The sequence below is a fragment of the Sphingobium sp. YR768 genome (assembly GCF_900111125.1).
Taxonomy (GTDB): domain Bacteria; phylum Pseudomonadota; class Alphaproteobacteria; order Sphingomonadales; family Sphingomonadaceae; genus Sphingobium.
In genome coordinates, this window is sequence record NZ_FOGE01000030.1 from 35,265 (window position 1) to 50,198 (window position 14,934).

General features: G+C 62.8%; 12 protein-coding genes and 1 pseudogene. 1 reads left to right on the plus strand and 12 read right to left on the minus strand.

Annotation, left to right across the window (positions count from 1 at the left end):
• Positions 1-14: 14 nt before the first annotated feature.
• Together BMX92_RS22160 and BMX92_RS22165 are read right to left on the minus strand one after the other, a co-directional pair.
• Positions 15-1,028, minus strand: a complete 1,014-nt coding sequence (locus BMX92_RS22160; protein ID WP_093020611.1) for a LacI family DNA-binding transcriptional regulator — start codon at positions 1,026-1,028, stop codon at positions 15-17.
• A gap of 53 nt (positions 1,029-1,081) precedes the next feature.
• A complete protein-coding gene (locus BMX92_RS22165; protein ID WP_256213552.1) occupies positions 1,082-2,368 on the minus strand; it encodes an MFS transporter in 1,287 nt (428 codons plus the stop codon).
• A 636-nt stretch (positions 2,369-3,004) separates the two neighbouring features.
• Here BMX92_RS22165 and BMX92_RS28455 point away from each other — a divergent pair.
• Positions 3,005-3,355, plus strand: a complete 351-nt coding sequence (locus BMX92_RS28455) for a hypothetical protein (RefSeq protein ID WP_177185203.1) — start codon at positions 3,005-3,007, stop codon at positions 3,353-3,355.
• Positions 3,356-3,468: 113 nt separating this feature from the next.
• Here the strand turns inward: BMX92_RS28455 and cobA are convergent, their stop codons facing one another.
• The 10 genes and pseudogenes from cobA to BMX92_RS22215 all read right to left on the minus strand — a co-directional run.
• Entirely contained in the window at positions 3,469-4,257 is a 789-nt protein-coding gene (cobA, locus tag BMX92_RS22175) for a uroporphyrinogen-III C-methyltransferase (protein ID WP_093020615.1), read from the minus strand.
• A complete protein-coding gene (locus BMX92_RS22180) occupies positions 4,244-6,853 on the minus strand; it encodes a nitrate reductase (RefSeq protein ID WP_093020617.1) in 2,610 nt (869 codons plus the stop codon). Before BMX92_RS22180 ends, cobA begins: the two co-directional genes overlap by 14 nt.
• A complete protein-coding gene (gene nirD / locus BMX92_RS22185; RefSeq protein WP_093020619.1) occupies positions 6,853-7,188 on the minus strand; it encodes a nitrite reductase small subunit NirD in 336 nt (111 codons plus the stop codon). Before nirD ends, BMX92_RS22180 begins: the two co-directional genes overlap by 1 nt.
• A 5-nt stretch (positions 7,189-7,193) precedes the next feature.
• Positions 7,194-9,716 carry a nitrite reductase large subunit NirB gene (gene nirB / locus BMX92_RS22190; protein WP_093020621.1) on the minus strand — a complete coding sequence of 841 codons (2,523 nt, stop codon included), beginning with the start codon at positions 9,714-9,716 and terminating at the stop codon, positions 7,194-7,196.
• A 212-nt stretch (positions 9,717-9,928) separates the two neighbouring features.
• Positions 9,929-11,137, minus strand: coding sequence for a hypothetical protein (locus BMX92_RS22195; protein ID WP_093020623.1), 1,209 nt, complete (start codon positions 11,135-11,137; stop codon positions 9,929-9,931).
• 79 nt (positions 11,138-11,216) lie between these two features.
• Positions 11,217-12,461, minus strand: a complete 1,245-nt coding sequence (locus BMX92_RS22200) for a nitrate/nitrite transporter (RefSeq protein WP_093020625.1) — start codon at positions 12,459-12,461, stop codon at positions 11,217-11,219.
• Positions 12,462-12,677: 216 nt separating this feature from the next.
• Positions 12,678-13,892 (minus strand): CmpA/NrtA family ABC transporter substrate-binding protein, encoded by a 1,215-nt coding sequence (locus BMX92_RS22205; RefSeq protein WP_093020628.1) that lies wholly within the window; start codon positions 13,890-13,892, stop codon positions 12,678-12,680.
• Positions 13,889-14,470, minus strand: a complete 582-nt coding sequence (locus tag BMX92_RS22210; protein ID WP_031298515.1) for an ANTAR domain-containing response regulator — start codon at positions 14,468-14,470, stop codon at positions 13,889-13,891. The genes BMX92_RS22205 and BMX92_RS22210 overlap by 4 nt, the downstream gene beginning before the upstream one ends.
• Positions 14,471-14,520: 50 nt before the next feature.
• A complete protein-coding gene (locus BMX92_RS28130) occupies positions 14,521-14,649 on the minus strand; it encodes a hypothetical protein (RefSeq protein ID WP_256213553.1) in 129 nt (42 codons plus the stop codon).
• 101 nt (positions 14,650-14,750) lie between these two features.
• Positions 14,751-14,934, minus strand: a pseudogene (locus tag BMX92_RS22215) (hypothetical protein); the annotation flags it as partial.

A 14,934-nucleotide genomic window follows, 5' to 3' on the forward strand; every position in this document is an offset into this window, starting at 1 on the left:
CGGGCCTTTTCTTGTCAGCTCGACTCCCGCGTCACGATCTCCGGCCCGATCTGGATCGATCCGACCTCCTTGCCTGACAGCCGCTGGCACAGCAGGTCGACCAATAATGCAGCGCCTCGCTGGATATCCTGCCGGATGGTGGTGAGTGGCGGGTTGGACAATCGCGCCAGCGGCACATCGTCAAAGCCCACCACCGATAACTGGTCGGGCACGCGGACATCCTGTTCGGCGGCGGCGGTGATGACGCTCATGGCGGTCACGTCCGAAGCGGCGAATATGCCGTCGGGGCGATGGCCCTCCGCAAAATAGTCGGCCGCCACGCGATAGCTGGCCTCCGGCGTGACATGCGCGTGGACCAGTTCGACCCGGTCTCGCACATCGGCGGGCAGGGCGGACAGAAAGCCTTCATAGCGGGCGGCAAATTCCGGCACGGCGACATTGCCGAAAAAGGCCAGCTTGCCACGCCCGCGCTCCAACAAGTGGCGGGCGGCCAGTGCACCTCCGGCTATATTGTCGGTCCCGACCGTCAGATACTGATTGCGCGCCGCATGGGCGCCCCAGATGACCATTGGGCGATAATGGCTGGCGGTGCGGTCCAGCACGGCGCTCTGGTTGGACTGTCCAATGATGATGACGCCATCGACCCGGCCCCCGCGGATGAAGGCATCCAGCCAATCCTCACCATCGGGCAATACGCGCGACAGCAGCAGATCATAGCCGCGCTCCGTCAGTTCATCCGCCAGAAAACCCAGCATCGCCATGAAAAAGGGATCGGACAGATGCTGGCCACGCTCATGACCCAGGGGCAGCAGGACGGCGATCGCCCCGGTACGGCCCAGTCGCAGATTCTGCGCGGCGACATTCAACTGAAAGCCGTGCTGGGCCGCCAGTTCCTGAATACGGCGCCGCGTCTCCTTGTTGAGCGCGCCCTTGGATGTCAGCGCGCGCGACACGGTCGACACCGAAACGCCCGCGATCCGGGCTAGGTCGGTTATGCTGCGGACAGGTTCTTCATGATGATCCGTCATATCCTATCGTCTAGGCCACTGAATGGCAGGGGACAATCAGGATCGCGGGCGTATCAGTTTTCGCGTGGCTTCCTGACCATAAGGGTGGCGGCCCCGGCGGCGATCATCATCATGCCGCTCATCAACAGGATATTGCGGGGATCGCCGCCCAGCAGCGGACGGTAGATGACCGGCACGATCAGCGTTTCGAGCAGCATGGGAATGACGATGAACATGTTGAAGATGCCCATATAGACCCCAGTCCGCTCGGGCGGGATGGCATTGGCCAGCATGACATAGGGATTGCCCATCATGCTGGCCCAGCCGATGCCGATGCCGATCATCAACAGGAACAGATGCGTGCGATCACCCGCGCCGGGGATGGCCAGCATCGCAGCGCCCGAGAAGGCGACGGCGACAGCATGAACATGATGCGGTCCGATCCGCCGAGTGAGCGGCACCATGGCGAAGGCAGCGAGGAAGGCGACGGCATTGTAGAGCGCGCCCGCCTGCCCGGTCAGTAGCACGGCCTGGCGGAAGCCGCTGCCCGTCGGATCGGCCGTATCGAAAATCGCCCGGGCCAGCGCGAAGCTGATGAACTGCCAATAGGCGAACATCGCGAACCATTGCAGCAGCATCGACAAAGCAAGCTGGCGCATGGCGACGGGCATGCCGCGCACCGCCATCATGAAGTCGCGCAGCGCCGTGCCGAACGACAGTTGCTCGCCCCGCATGCGCGCGATCTCTTCATCCGACAACGGCAATTCGGGAACGCGCAGCACCGACCAGAGGATCGTCGATATGGAAATCACCGCGCCGATCAGAAAGGCAATCCGGGTGACGTCGGGGATGCCGTTCGCATCGACCAGGTCGGCATTGAATCCCCCCCACACGAGCAGCGATGGCGCCAGATAGGACAGCGTCTGGGCGAGGCCCGTAAAGGCGCTCTGCGTCAGAAAGCCTATTGATCGCTGGCTTTCATTCAGCCGGTCGCTCACATAGGCGCGATAGGGCTCCATGGTGATGTTATTCGCCGCGTCGAGCATCCAGAGCAGGCTGGCCGCAAACCAGAGGGTCGGGCTGTAGGGCATCATCAGCAGGCCCAGGCTGCACAATATGGCGCCAATCAGGAAATAAGGCGTGCGTCGGCCCCAACGGCTGACCGTCCGGTCGCTCATCGCCCCTACGATCGGTTGTACGAGAAGCCCCGTCACCGGCCCCGCCAGCCAGAGCAACGGCAAATGGGCTTCGTCTGCGCCAAGATAGCGATAGATCGGCCCCATATTGGCTTGTTGCAAGCCAAAGGAGAATTGAATGCCGAGGAAGCCGAGATTCATTTCGACGATGCGGGACAGCCGCATTCTTGGTTTGCTGGCTCTGTCTCGCATATGAACCTCTCCGTCGCCGTTGCGATCTTCCGGGAGTCGATCATACAGATGAAATGGGCGTAAGCAAACGTTTGCTTTGCTAATTTTTCAGAAATACTGCGGCTCAACGAGATCGGACCATTTTCACGCTGTGAGCAGAGATATTCCAGCGCGGTCGCTAAGCGACCGTTTGAAAAATGCGCCAGAGGCGCATTTCCAAACAGACTCTAAGCGACCGTAAAGGGGTGATTTTGCGGGTGACGACCAGCGGGTTCGCAGGGCGGAACGGCCTCTTAGCGGAAGTCCGCTGGAAAGCGGCTAGAAACAGGTCTGCGGTACGACCTTGAGCGTAGCCGTTGAGGAGCGCTTCTTTCCTTAATCGCCACGGGGCAGGCGTTGTTTTCTGATACGCGGCGGCATCGCTCGCGATAGCGATCGTTGCACTGTCAAAGCTTTGACGGACCACGACAGCTACACCCTTTGGTTCCGCGGCAAAGCGAGACTGTGCAGAATATCTGTCATCTCGGCAGGGCGTTCTGATGCGGCCCATTTGCAGCCGTTCAGCACATTTTATCGATGGGATAGGGATATGGGTGATATCGAATCCAGTGCCTGCGAACCTATTGAAAAATGATGTTCCCTGGTCGGCTCCGCTGGGGAAGGGTAATCCTCGAGCGCTCCACCTCGTCGCTCAAACCATTTGAGGAGGCTGGCGCGAACATCGTCCATCATCTTAAACTGAACAGGCCTCCCGGTTTTTTGCTGAACGACCGTCGCCCTGGCGCGGATTTTCCGATCACGCACAATGTCGCTGATCCTGATTTTCACCAAATCGCAGCCTCGCAGTTTGCTATCGAGGGCCAAGTCAAAGAGGGCTCGATCGCGAATTCGTCCGTGCTGATCCAGAAAGAAACGGATCGCCCAAATCTGCCGGGGTTTGAGCGTCCGTTTCGCTCCAACTCTACGTCCGGTGTTCCATGATACTCGCTTGCGAGCGGCGGGATCAAACTCTGATAATCCCATGACACATTTCCTGTGGCCATGATGGCCGCAGGAACAACGCTTCACACGAGAGCCGCCCTTAATGATGCCAATCAGCCCATCAACGTGGTGCCGACCGTCGCTCCGGCAAAGGTGGCCAGATCGCCCTGTGCTACTGCCTCCCCGATCAAAATCAATGTTGGGCGATCTTGGGCAAAGCACTCGATCACCAATGGCAGCAGATCAAGCCGGGTCCGCAGCATCTGCTCCTGAGGCAAGGACGCATCGCAGCTAATGAGAGCCGGCGTCGATCCCGGCAAGCCAGCGGCAATCAGCGCGCGGCTGAGTTCAGGCGCGGCCTCCCTGCCCATATAGATGGCAAGCGTGCAATCGGGATCGGCCAGCGCCCGCCAGTCGAGGTCGAGCGCCCGTCCCCGGCGACTGTGCGCCGTGATGAATTGGACGCGGCGCGCTATGCCGCGAAGTGACAATGACAGTCCGGCAGCCGCTGCGACCGCGCTGGCGGCGGTGACGCCGGGACAGATGCGCACAATGGCCCCGACCGCGCGTAGGGCAGCGATTTCCTCGGATGCGCGCGCGAACATGGCGGGATCGCCGCCCTTCAGCCGCACGACGCGCTTACCTTCCAGTGCGGCGGCGACCAGCATCTGGTCGATCGTCCCCTGATCCTTCGAATGGCGACCCGAACGCTTGCCGACACTGATCCTTTCGACGCCTGGGGGGATCAGATCGAGGATTCCCGGCCCGACCAACGCATCATAGAAGATGATGTCCGCCGCCGCGATCAGCCTTTCGGCCTTGCGGGTCAAAAGGTCCGGGTCGCCCGGCCCGGCCCCGACCAGCCAGACTTCTCCGGGCGCGATAACTTCATTCGGCTGCATGGACCGTCTCCCGCGATGTTTGAGCAAGGATGTTGGCGAGGGCGGGCCGGCAAGACCCGCAATTGGTACCCGCGCCAAGCGCCTTGCCGATGGCCGGCACGTCGACAAGCTGTTCGTCCCGGATCGCCGCGACGATCTGGTTGAGGCCGATGTCGAAACAGACGCAGATGGTCGCGCCCTTGTCCGGCTGGCTACCCGGCCCGCGCGCGGCAAGAACGGTGGCGCCCACCGCTTCGACCGAAAGCTGGCCGATCAGCCAGTCGCGCGAGGGCAACAGGCCGGTGCGGGTCACGAACAACACGGCCGCCAGCTTTCCGTCACGGATGATGGCGATCCGGCGGCTGCCGCGCGTCTGGTCGATCGCCTCGACCCGCTCGCCTTTGGGCAGGCAGGCTTCCAGCCGAGCCGGATCGCCATTGCCGGCAATCTCGTAGAGCGCGCCGCCCGGCACCGCCACCTTCGTCGCCCAGAGGCAGGGGAGCTTCACCGGTTCCTGCCCGCGCAGGATCAGGAAGCCCTTCCACTCGGTCGCGACCCGCTCGACGCTGGCCGGGGTCAACTTGAAGCCGGGCTGGCCCGAATGGGGATCGACCAATGGGCGCGGCAGCAGGCCGGTGCGCCCGCCGCTCGATATCTGGTCGGTCCAGTGGATCGGCGTGAAGATTTCGCCCGGACGCTGCCCCTCGCTCACGCTCACGCGGAAGATGCTGTTGCCCTGCGCGGTCTGGACGCGGGCAAGGTCGCGATCGACGATACCCAGTTGCTCGGCGTCCTGCGGATGGATTTCCACCAGCGGCTCCTCGCGATGGCGGGCTAATTTCGGGGACAGTCCGGTGCGGCTCATCGTGTGCCACTGGTCGCGATAGCGTCCGGTGTTCAGCGTCATCGGCCACTGTTGGAGCGGCGCCTGAATATCCATCTGCTTCGCCAGCACCATCCGCGCCCTGCCGTCCGGCGTGGGGAAGCGGCCGTCGGCAAAGGGCTGGTCGCCCCAGCGAAAGGGCTCCATCGCGTCATAGGCATCGTTGCCGATGGTGGCGTGCGCACGCAGGTTCAACAATCGCTGCCCGTCATTCTGATAGGCGGTCAGGCGTGCATGTTCGCGCCAGATATCGGCCGGCCGATCATAGGCGAAGGCATTGCGCCATCCCATGCGGCGGGCGACCTCCTTGACGCTCCACCAGTCGGGCTTCACCTCTCCGGGCAGCGCCATAAAGGGCCGCTGGCGGCTAACGGTGCGGTCAGAATTGGTGACGGTGCCGTCTTTCTCCCCCCAACCGGCGGCGGGCAGGCGGACATGCGCATGGGTGCTGCTGTCGGTGTCAGCCATGATATCCGACACGACCAGGAAGGGGATCGACCCCAGCGCCTCGCGCACGCGCCCGGCATCGGGCAGCGAGACGGCAGGGTTGGTCGCCATGATCCATAGTGCCTTGACCCGCCCTTCGTTGATCGCCCGGAACAGGTCGACGGCCTTCAGCCCCGGCCTGGTGGCCATGGTCGGCGCGGCCCAGAAGCGGCCGACGCGGACCACATTGTCCGGTGCGAAGTCCATATGTGCCGCCAGCGTGGAGGCAAGGCCGCCGACCTCCCGCCCGCCCATGGCATTGGGCTGGCCGGTGATCGAGAAAGGCGCCGCGCCCGGTTTGCCGATACGACCGGTGGCGAGATGGACGTTGATGATCGCATTGACCTGATCGGTGCCGCGGATCGACTGGTTGATGCCCTGGCTGAACAGGGTGACGGTGCGTGGGGTCGCAGCGAACAGCTCGAAAAACTGCTTCAACAGCGCCGGTTCGATGTCGCAGGTCGCGGCCGTGGTCCACAGGTCATGCCCGGTGCGGATATGCTCCCAGAAACCTTCGGGCGCGTTCACATGATCGGCCAGATAGGCGGGATCAGTGATGCCCTGCGCATCACACCAGGCCAGCAGGCCGTTCATCAGGGCTACGTCGGTGCCGGGCTTTACTGGCAGATGCAGGTCGGCGCCCTCGCAGGTTTCGGTGCGGCGCGGGTCGATGACGACCAGCTTCGTCCCGCGTGCGGCACGGGCGGCCTGCATGCGCTGATAGACGATCGGGTGGCACCAGGCGGTGTTGGAGCCGACCAGCACGATCAGGTCGGCTTCCTCCAGATCGTCATAGCTGGCGGGCACCACATCCTCGCCAAAGGCCCGGTTATGCCCGGCGACCGCGCTCGACATGCAAAGGCGCGAATTGGTGTCGATGTTCGCCGATCCAATGAAGCCCTTCATCAGCTTGTTGGCGACATAATAGTCCTCGGTCATCAACTGGCCGGAGACATAGAAAGCGACGCTGTCCGGGCCATAACGGTCGACCGTTTCCTTGAAGCGCTTCGCCACAAGGTCCAGCGCCTTGTCCCAACTCGCCCGCTTGGCTCCGATCATCGGATGCAGCAACCGGCCGGTCAGGCCGACGGTTTCGCCCAGATGCGTGCCCTTGGAACAGAGACGCCCGGCATTGGCCGGATGCGCCTCGTCGCCCTTGATGACGACCGATCGCGGCCCGGTCGGCGTGGCCGAAATGCCGCAGCCGACGCCGCAATAGGCGCAGGTAGTGCGGACCGCCTGCCCCATCAGGCCGCCGCCTGCATCGCGGCCGGACGGGCGATCAGGATACGTGTCCCATCCATCCGCACCGCGATGGTGGGCGTGCAACCTTCGTCCGCGCCCTGCGCCTCGCCCGTCTTCAGGGCGATGTTCCAATTGTGCAGCGGGCAGGCGACGCTATGGCCATGGACGATGCCCTGGCTCAATGGCCCCTTCTTGTGCGGGCATTCATTGACCAGCGCGAAGACATGGTCGTCGCCGGTGCGGAACACCGCGATTTCCTTCTCCCCTTCAATTTGCACCGTGCGGGCGCCGCGCCGGGGAATGTCGGCCAGCGTTCCGATGTCGATCCAGTCGGTCATGAATGTCACTCCGCAGCGATGGCAATAGGGGCGAGCGGCTGATGCAGTTCCGCCTGCGCTCCGGCGGCACGCTCTGCCCATGGGTCTTCCTGAGAGAAGCTCTGCGAATAAAGGAAGCGCCCGCGCAGCGCCTCGCGGCCTGCATCATCTTCCACGATCCGCTGCTTGATATAGTCGACGCCGACCCGCTCGATCCACGGCGCGGTGCGCTCCAGATAGCGGGCCTCTTCACGATAAAGCTGGGTGAAGGCGGCGCAATAATCCATCGCCTCCTGCTCGGTAGCGACCTTGCACAGCAGGTCGGTGGCGCGAACATGGATACCGCCATTGCCGCCGACATGCAGTTCATAGCCGGAGTCCACGCAGACCACGCCGAAATCCTTGATCGTCGCCTCCGCGCAATTACGGGGGCAGCCCGACACGGCAATCTTGAACTTGTGGGGCATCCACGATCCCCAGGTCATCCGCTCGATCTTGACGCCAAGGCCAGTCGAATCCTGTGTGCCAAAGCGGCACCATTCGCTGCCCACACAGGTCTTCACCGTGCGCAGCGACTTGCCATAGGCATGGCCCGACACCATGCCGGCAGCATTCAGGTCAGCCCAGACGGCCGGCAGATCTTCCTTCCTGATGCCGAAAATGTCGAGGCGCTGGCCGCCCGTCACCTTCACCATCGGGGCGTTGAACTTCTCGACCACATCGGCGATCGCGCGCAGTTCTCGCGGATTAGTGAGACCACCCCACATGCGCGGAACGACCGAATAGGTGCCGTCTTTCTGGATGTTGGCGTGCATCCGCTCGTTGACGAAGCGGCTCTGCTGATCGTCCTGATAGTCTCCGGGCAGCGCGCAGAGCAGATAATAGTTGAGCGCGGGGCGGCAGGAGGAACAGCCGTCCGGGGTCGACCAGTGCAGCAACTGCATCACTTCGGGGATGGAGCGCATATTCTGCGCCACGATCTCGCGGCGGACATCGTCATGCGTGAAGCTGGTGCATTTGCACATCGTCTTTGGGCCGGACTTCACATCGTCGCCCAGCACCACCGCCAGCAGATTTTCGACCAGACCCGTGCAACTGCCGCAGCTTGCCGACGCCTTGCAGGTGGCGCGAACGGCATCGAGGCTGCAATTGCCTGCCTCGATGCAGGACACAACCTGGCCCTTGCTGACGCCGTTGCAGCCGCAAATCTCGGCATCGTCCGAGAGCGCCGCAACGGCCGCCTTAGGGTCCAGCGCGCCTCCTCCAGAGGCGAAAGCCTGACCGAAGATCAGCAGGTCGCGAATGTCGGCGACATTCTCTTCGCGCTTCAGCATGTCGAAATACCAGCCGCCATCGACGGTATCGCCATAGAGCACCGCGCCGACGATCTTGTCGTCCTTGACGATGACGCGCTTGTAAACCCCGCGTGAGGCGTCGCGCAGGACGATATCCTCGCACCCCTCACCACCGGAAAAGTCGCCGGCCGAGAAAACGTCCAGACCCGCGACCTTCAACTTGGTCGACGTGACGGATCCCTTATAGCCGCTATGCTGACCGGTCAGACCGTCGGCCAAGCTGCGGCACATGTCCCACAGCGGCGCGACAAGGCCATAAACATTGCCGTCATGCTCGACACATTCACCCACAGCCAGAACATCGGGGTCGCTCGTCACCATATGGTCGTCGACCCTGATGCCACGATTGACGTCCAGTCCGGCTTCACGCGCCAGCCCGGTCGCGGGGCGAATGCCCACCGCCATGACGACGAGGCTGGCCGGGATTTCGCGACCGTCCTTCAGGCGGACGCCCTCGACCTTGCCGTCGCCATAAATGGCTTCGGTATTCGCGCCGGTCAGGATGGTCTGGCCGCGCCCTTCCAGCGCACTCTTGAGCAACCAGCCGGCCGCTTCGTCCAGCTGCCGCTCCATCAGCGTGTCCATCAGGTGGATGACCGTCACCTTCATGCCGCGCAGGGTCAGGCCATGCGCCGCTTCCAACCCCAGCAAGCCGCCGCCGATCACCACCGCGCTGCCTCCGCCAGCCGCTTCGCCGGCTTTCGCCGCCGCCAGCATGGTGTCGACATCCTTCATGTCGCGGAAGCTGATGACGCCGGGCAGATCCTTGCCCGGCACCGGGATGATGAACGGGTCGGAGCCGGTCGCGATCAGCAGCTTGTCATAATGAACCGTGCGACCGCTCTGTGCTGTTACGCGCTTGGCATCGCGATCGATCCCCGTCACCGGATCACCAGCGATCAGTTCGATGCCATTATCGTCGTACCAGGCGCGGTCGTTGATGACGATCTGCTCGAACGTCTTCTCCCCCGCCAGCACCGGCGACAGCATGATGCGATTATAGTTTACATAAGGCTCGGCGCCGAAAATGGTGACGCGATAGCGTCCCGCATCCCGCGCCAGCAATTCCTCGACCGCGCGGCAGCCGGCCATGCCGTTGCCCACGACCACCAGATGTTCCCGTACATCGTCGGCGGGGACGAGGATATCCTTGTCGCTCTCTGCCGCCGGTGCCAATCCGTCCTGAAATTCCATCCCCGTGACTCCAGAAAACAAAAAAGCCGCCATCCGGACCTCCGGGGTTTTAAAACCCGAAAGTCTGGATGGCGGCTTTGCCATCATATTGCGCCTTGCCAGTTCTACCCTGAACCGCCGCAGCTATGTGAAGGAGGACATCCTTGTCCCTTGCAGTGCAGCATATGCGGATTCGCCTGACGGCTCAAGCGAATCCTTGATATGCTTTTCAATCAGATGGCCCAGTCGGCCTGAAACCACAGCTTTTCGGTGTCGGTGGCCATCGCCCTGGCATCATAATGGGCATAGCGGACAGACAGCATCGTCTTCTTCACTTTCGCGGACGCAAGAAGATCGATCTCATTGCCATAATGCTGGTCCAGCCGGTCGCTGTCGAACCGATGCCAGCTGGCCGACAGCGCCACGCCCGACAGCGGCCCCAATTGCTTCCAGCCATAGCCGCCACCGACATAGAGATCGCGGATGCCATTGGCCGGCGTAGTCAGGAATTTGTCGGCCCAGCCCTGAAATTTGAAATTGGTGCCTAATGGCGTCTGGAAACTGGTGAAAGCCGCGCCGCTGCTGGCGCCCAGCACTTCATAGCCGGCGTTCAGCTTCCATCCCTTCACGTCCAGCGTGCCGTCCGCCAGCCAGTAATCGGCGCTGTAGGCGTTGGGATTACGGTGATAGTCCGACTGGCGCGCATAGCTGAGCTGATAGCTGATCTTCGCTGCCTTCGACAGCGGACGCACCCCCGCCAGCCGCACGCCATAGGTCTGGCTCGACAGGCGAAATGCTTGTACCGCTGCTTCATCCTGATCGACTAGATAGGCAAAGCCGGTCAGCGTGCCGACGGGCGTAGCATAAGACAGGTTGGCGAGAATATTGTCGCCACTCACCGCCTGTTGCCGTGCCCCCTTGCCCTGAAAACCCCAGATCGTCCGGACGGACCAGGCATAGGCGACATCCAGCTTCAGCCCCTTGGCCGGCGTGATTTCGGCACGCACGGCGTCGAAGGTCTGGCCATTGTCGCGAAAGGCGACATTGCCGACAAAGCGCTCATCATCCAGCGCGATCTTCTGCCGGCCACCGGTCAGGGTGAAGACTTTGGCCTTATATTGCAGCTGGGCGATATAAAGCGCGACATTTTCCGGATCAGCGACGATCGGCCGGGTGGCCGCACCATTCACGCCATCATAATGTTTGTCGACCAGCGCCAGCATCCCCTGGCCCACGATCGTCGCGGACAGCGCCCCGCTGCTGGCCATCAGTCCGGCGCGGGCGCGAACGGTCAGCGCATCGGCCTTTTCCTCCGGCAATCCTTCCTGATCGGCATGTTCGTAGCGCAGCCGCGCTTCGGCTATGGGTTTCAGGCTGATGGTCTGGGCGCAAGCCGGCCCTGCGACGGCCAGCATAGCCGCCGATGCGAGAAGATATTTCATGGAAAGCACGTCCCCCCTCGGACGAGATGGATACGACCCGAATGGGGCGGCGGTCATTGCCGCCGCCCTCCTCTCCGGATCAGATGCGGGCGCCCGTCTTCCAGGTCGCGCGCCACTTGGCCTTCACCAGCGTCACCCCCAGCAGCGCGACGATCGCCAGCCCGGCAAAGATCAGGAAGCCGGGCGCAAAGCTGCCGGTCAGCTGCTTGGCAAGGCCCAGCGAACTGGCAAGATAGAAGCCGCCAATGCCGCCCGCCATGCCGACAAGGCCGGTCATGATGCCGATTTCGGCCTGAAAACGCTGCGGCACCAACTGGAACACCGAACCATTGCCCGTGCCCAGCGCCAGCATCGCGACAACGAAGCAGGCGAGAGCCGCTGCCAGCGTCGTTGCCTGACTGACGCCCGCCAGAGCGATGGCAGCCACCACATAGACGATCATCAGCGCCTTCGACCCGCCGATCTTGTCAGCCAGCGCGCCGCCCATCGGCCGCACCAGCGATCCGGCAAAGACGCAGCCGGCCGTGCAATATCCCGCCACGATCGGCGTCAGGCCGAACTGGTCGGTAAAGTAAATGGGCAGGCTGGCGGCCAGACCGACGAACCCGCCAAAGGTGACGGCATAGAAAGCCATCAGCCACCAGGCATCGGCCTGCTTGAGAGGCTGGAAATAATCCACGATCTTCTTGGGCGCTGGCGCGTTGGGCGCGTCTTTGGCCATGATCATGTACAGGACGAAGACGATCGCCAGCGGGATGCAAGCCAGACCCAGCACCGCGTTCCAACCGAAAATCTTGGCCAGTACCGGGGCAAAGAGCGACGCGAGCACGGTGCCCGAATTGCCCATGCCGGCCAGGCCCATCGCCTTGCCCTGATGCTCAGGCGGATACCAGCGGCTGGCCAACGGCAGCGCGATCGCGAAACTGGCGCCAGCAAAGCCCAGGATCACGCCCAGCGCCAGCGTACCGCCGAAACTGTCAATCCCCGCCACCCAAGCGGTGAACAGGCCGGCGATGACGATGATCTGGCTGATCGCGCCCGACAATTTCGGACCGATCCGGTCGACCAGCAGGCCGTTGACGACGCGCAGCAGCGCCCCGGCCAACGTCGGCGTCGCAACCATCAGACCTTTTTCGGCCGGAGTCAGCGCCAGCGTCTTGGAAATCATCGGCGCCAGCGGGCCGAGCAGCACCCACACCATGAAGGCAAGGTCGAAATAGAGAAAGGCAGCGATCAGCGTCGGCGTGTGGCCGGCCTTCCAGAAGCTGGTCGTCGGCGCGGTCGCGGCATCCTGTGCTTCGCGATCCCAATAAGCGGTTGCCATGATACGTCCCCCAATAAACGGAAATGGACACGAAAAAAGCCGCAGCCCGGACAGCATCCCTTGGGATGATCCGGTCAGCGGCTTTGCTGCGAAATATGGTGAAGATGGCGGTCCCACCTTTGGGACGGCGCATCCGGATAGGCGCGCTTCGTCGCGCGACCCTTATGTTATCTCGCGAATCGCATCATGTTGCAAGGCACAAAATTTCCCGCCGATTCAAAGTGGCGACACAAAATTGGCCAGATAGTCGTCCATCCGTTCCGGATCGAACACCCGCCCGTCAAAGAAGCGATCCGGCCCCAGCGTCAACCCGCCCTTGCGCGATCCCACCGCCAGCGGCAGCCCCAATGCCCCCTCCACTTTCATACTGGCGCCCGGCATGGGGACATCCACATCGGCCAGCGCCCGGCGGAAGATATCGGGACGAAACACGGCGCTGGCCTTCGCCAGAGCGTCCGGGCCATGCTCGACCATGTTCCAGCGGACGAACTGCGAATAGATCCACAACGCCTGGCTACGCCATGGAAAGGGCGTGGCTTCCCGAGAGAATAACAGGAAATCGGGGCTGGCGATGGGCGCTTCCCCCTGACGCACGACGATATGCCCGCTCAGCGCGCGGGCGATAAGGTCGGCGGGCTGATCGACATAACGCGGATCGGACAGCATTTGCGCCAGCGCGTCATGATTGGCCGGGTTATCACACCAGGCCGCCGACCGGATGAGCGCGCGCAACAATCGATCCACGATGTCGGGATTTTCCTCCAGCCAGGGCGTGCGGAAAGCGAGCACCTTCTCCACCCCCCGCTGCCAGATGCGCTCGCCGATCGCGACCGCCTCGGCCAGCCCCGCCTCCACCGCCGCGCTGCCCCATGGTTCGCCGGCAATGAACCCATCTATCTCACCAGCGCGCATCGCCTCCACCGTCAGCGACGGCGGCAGCACGCGCAGCACCACGTCCCGGTCAGGATCGATGCCCGCGCTGGCAAGCCAGTAACGCAGCATCAGCGAATGACTGGAAAAACGATGCACTACGCCGATCACCGGCTTGCGCCGCCACAGGCCGATCGCGGCGGCAAAATCATGCGCTGTGCCCAGCGGATCGGACAGGCGCCGACCGGTATCGGGGTCGAGCGCAGCAGCGAAATCGCTCGCCATCACCAGCATATTGCCATTGACGCCCAGCTTATAGGGTGCGGCCAGCGCGGCGGGTTGCTGGCTCAGCCCCAGCGTCACCGCCACGGCCAGCGGCGCCAGCATCTGCGCCGCATGCACCTGTCCATAGACCAGCCGATCGCGCAGCGTTGCCCAGCTTGTCGATCGGATCAGGTCCAGCGACAGACCCTCCTCCTCGGCAAAGCCGCGTTCGCGTGCCACCGCCAGAACGGCGGCATCGGTCAGCGGCAGGAAGGCGATGCGCAGGCTCGTCGTCATAATCCTCCTCCCAGCAGGTCGCTGGCGGTAATCAACGCCTGCGCCACATCCACGATCTTCTTGCCCTGATTCATCGCGCTCGACCGCAGCAGCGCATAGGCATCCTGCTCGCTGAGCGAGCGCTGGTTCATCAGAATGGATTTGGCGCGATCAATGATCTTGCGTTCCGACAGCGCCGTGCGCGCCTCGTCCAGTTCCGTCTGCATCTTTGCAAAGGCGTTGAACCGGCGCACCGCCAGTTCCAGCACCGGCTTCACCCGCTCCTTGCGCAACCCGTCGACCACATAGGCGGATACGCCCGCATCGATCGCCGCGCCAATCATCGCGTCGTCTGACTGATCCACGAACATGGCGATCGGCCGGGCCAGCGCACGGCTGACCATCAGCATTTCTTCCAGCGTATCGCGGCTGGGACTGCCCAGATCCATCAGCACGACGTCGGGCGCCATCCGCTCCAGCCGCGCGACGAAAGCGCCGCGCGGCGGAACGATATGGATGTCGTCATAGCCCGCGTCGCGCAGGCCTTCCTCGAGCACGGTCGCCCGCAACCCGCTGTCGTCGATGATGACAATTCGCATTGGCGCCCCTTCGACGTGATCATTGCAGCAGGTCGGCGGTCCGCGTCAATTCAGCGGAAAGCAGCATGAAGCAGTTTCTCGTCAGAATGGCGAGCGCGGTCCTCGCAATAGGCCATTTTGAGGAGCGTTGCATCGGCACCAATGATGAATGGGGTTACATTTTCTTCGGTCAGCGGCATATCGGCCGCCTCTCAAAAAGATAAATTTAGCCAGCGAGGGCAGGCGTCGTGCCGGAGACGAGCCAATGTCGTGTTGTAGCAATTGAGTAGCCCCTAGTTTTCTAGACGCCTTCTGCTTTCAAACTCTGCTGCCGTTCGAACTCGATCGGTGGCAGCATCCCATTCCTGACGTGCTTGCGCACCGGATTATAGAGATCGATCACGACAGCCAGATAGGCGAAGCCCTCCAGGGTGCGGATGTAGGTGATGTCCGTCACCAAAGCCCGATCGGGAGCTACAACATCG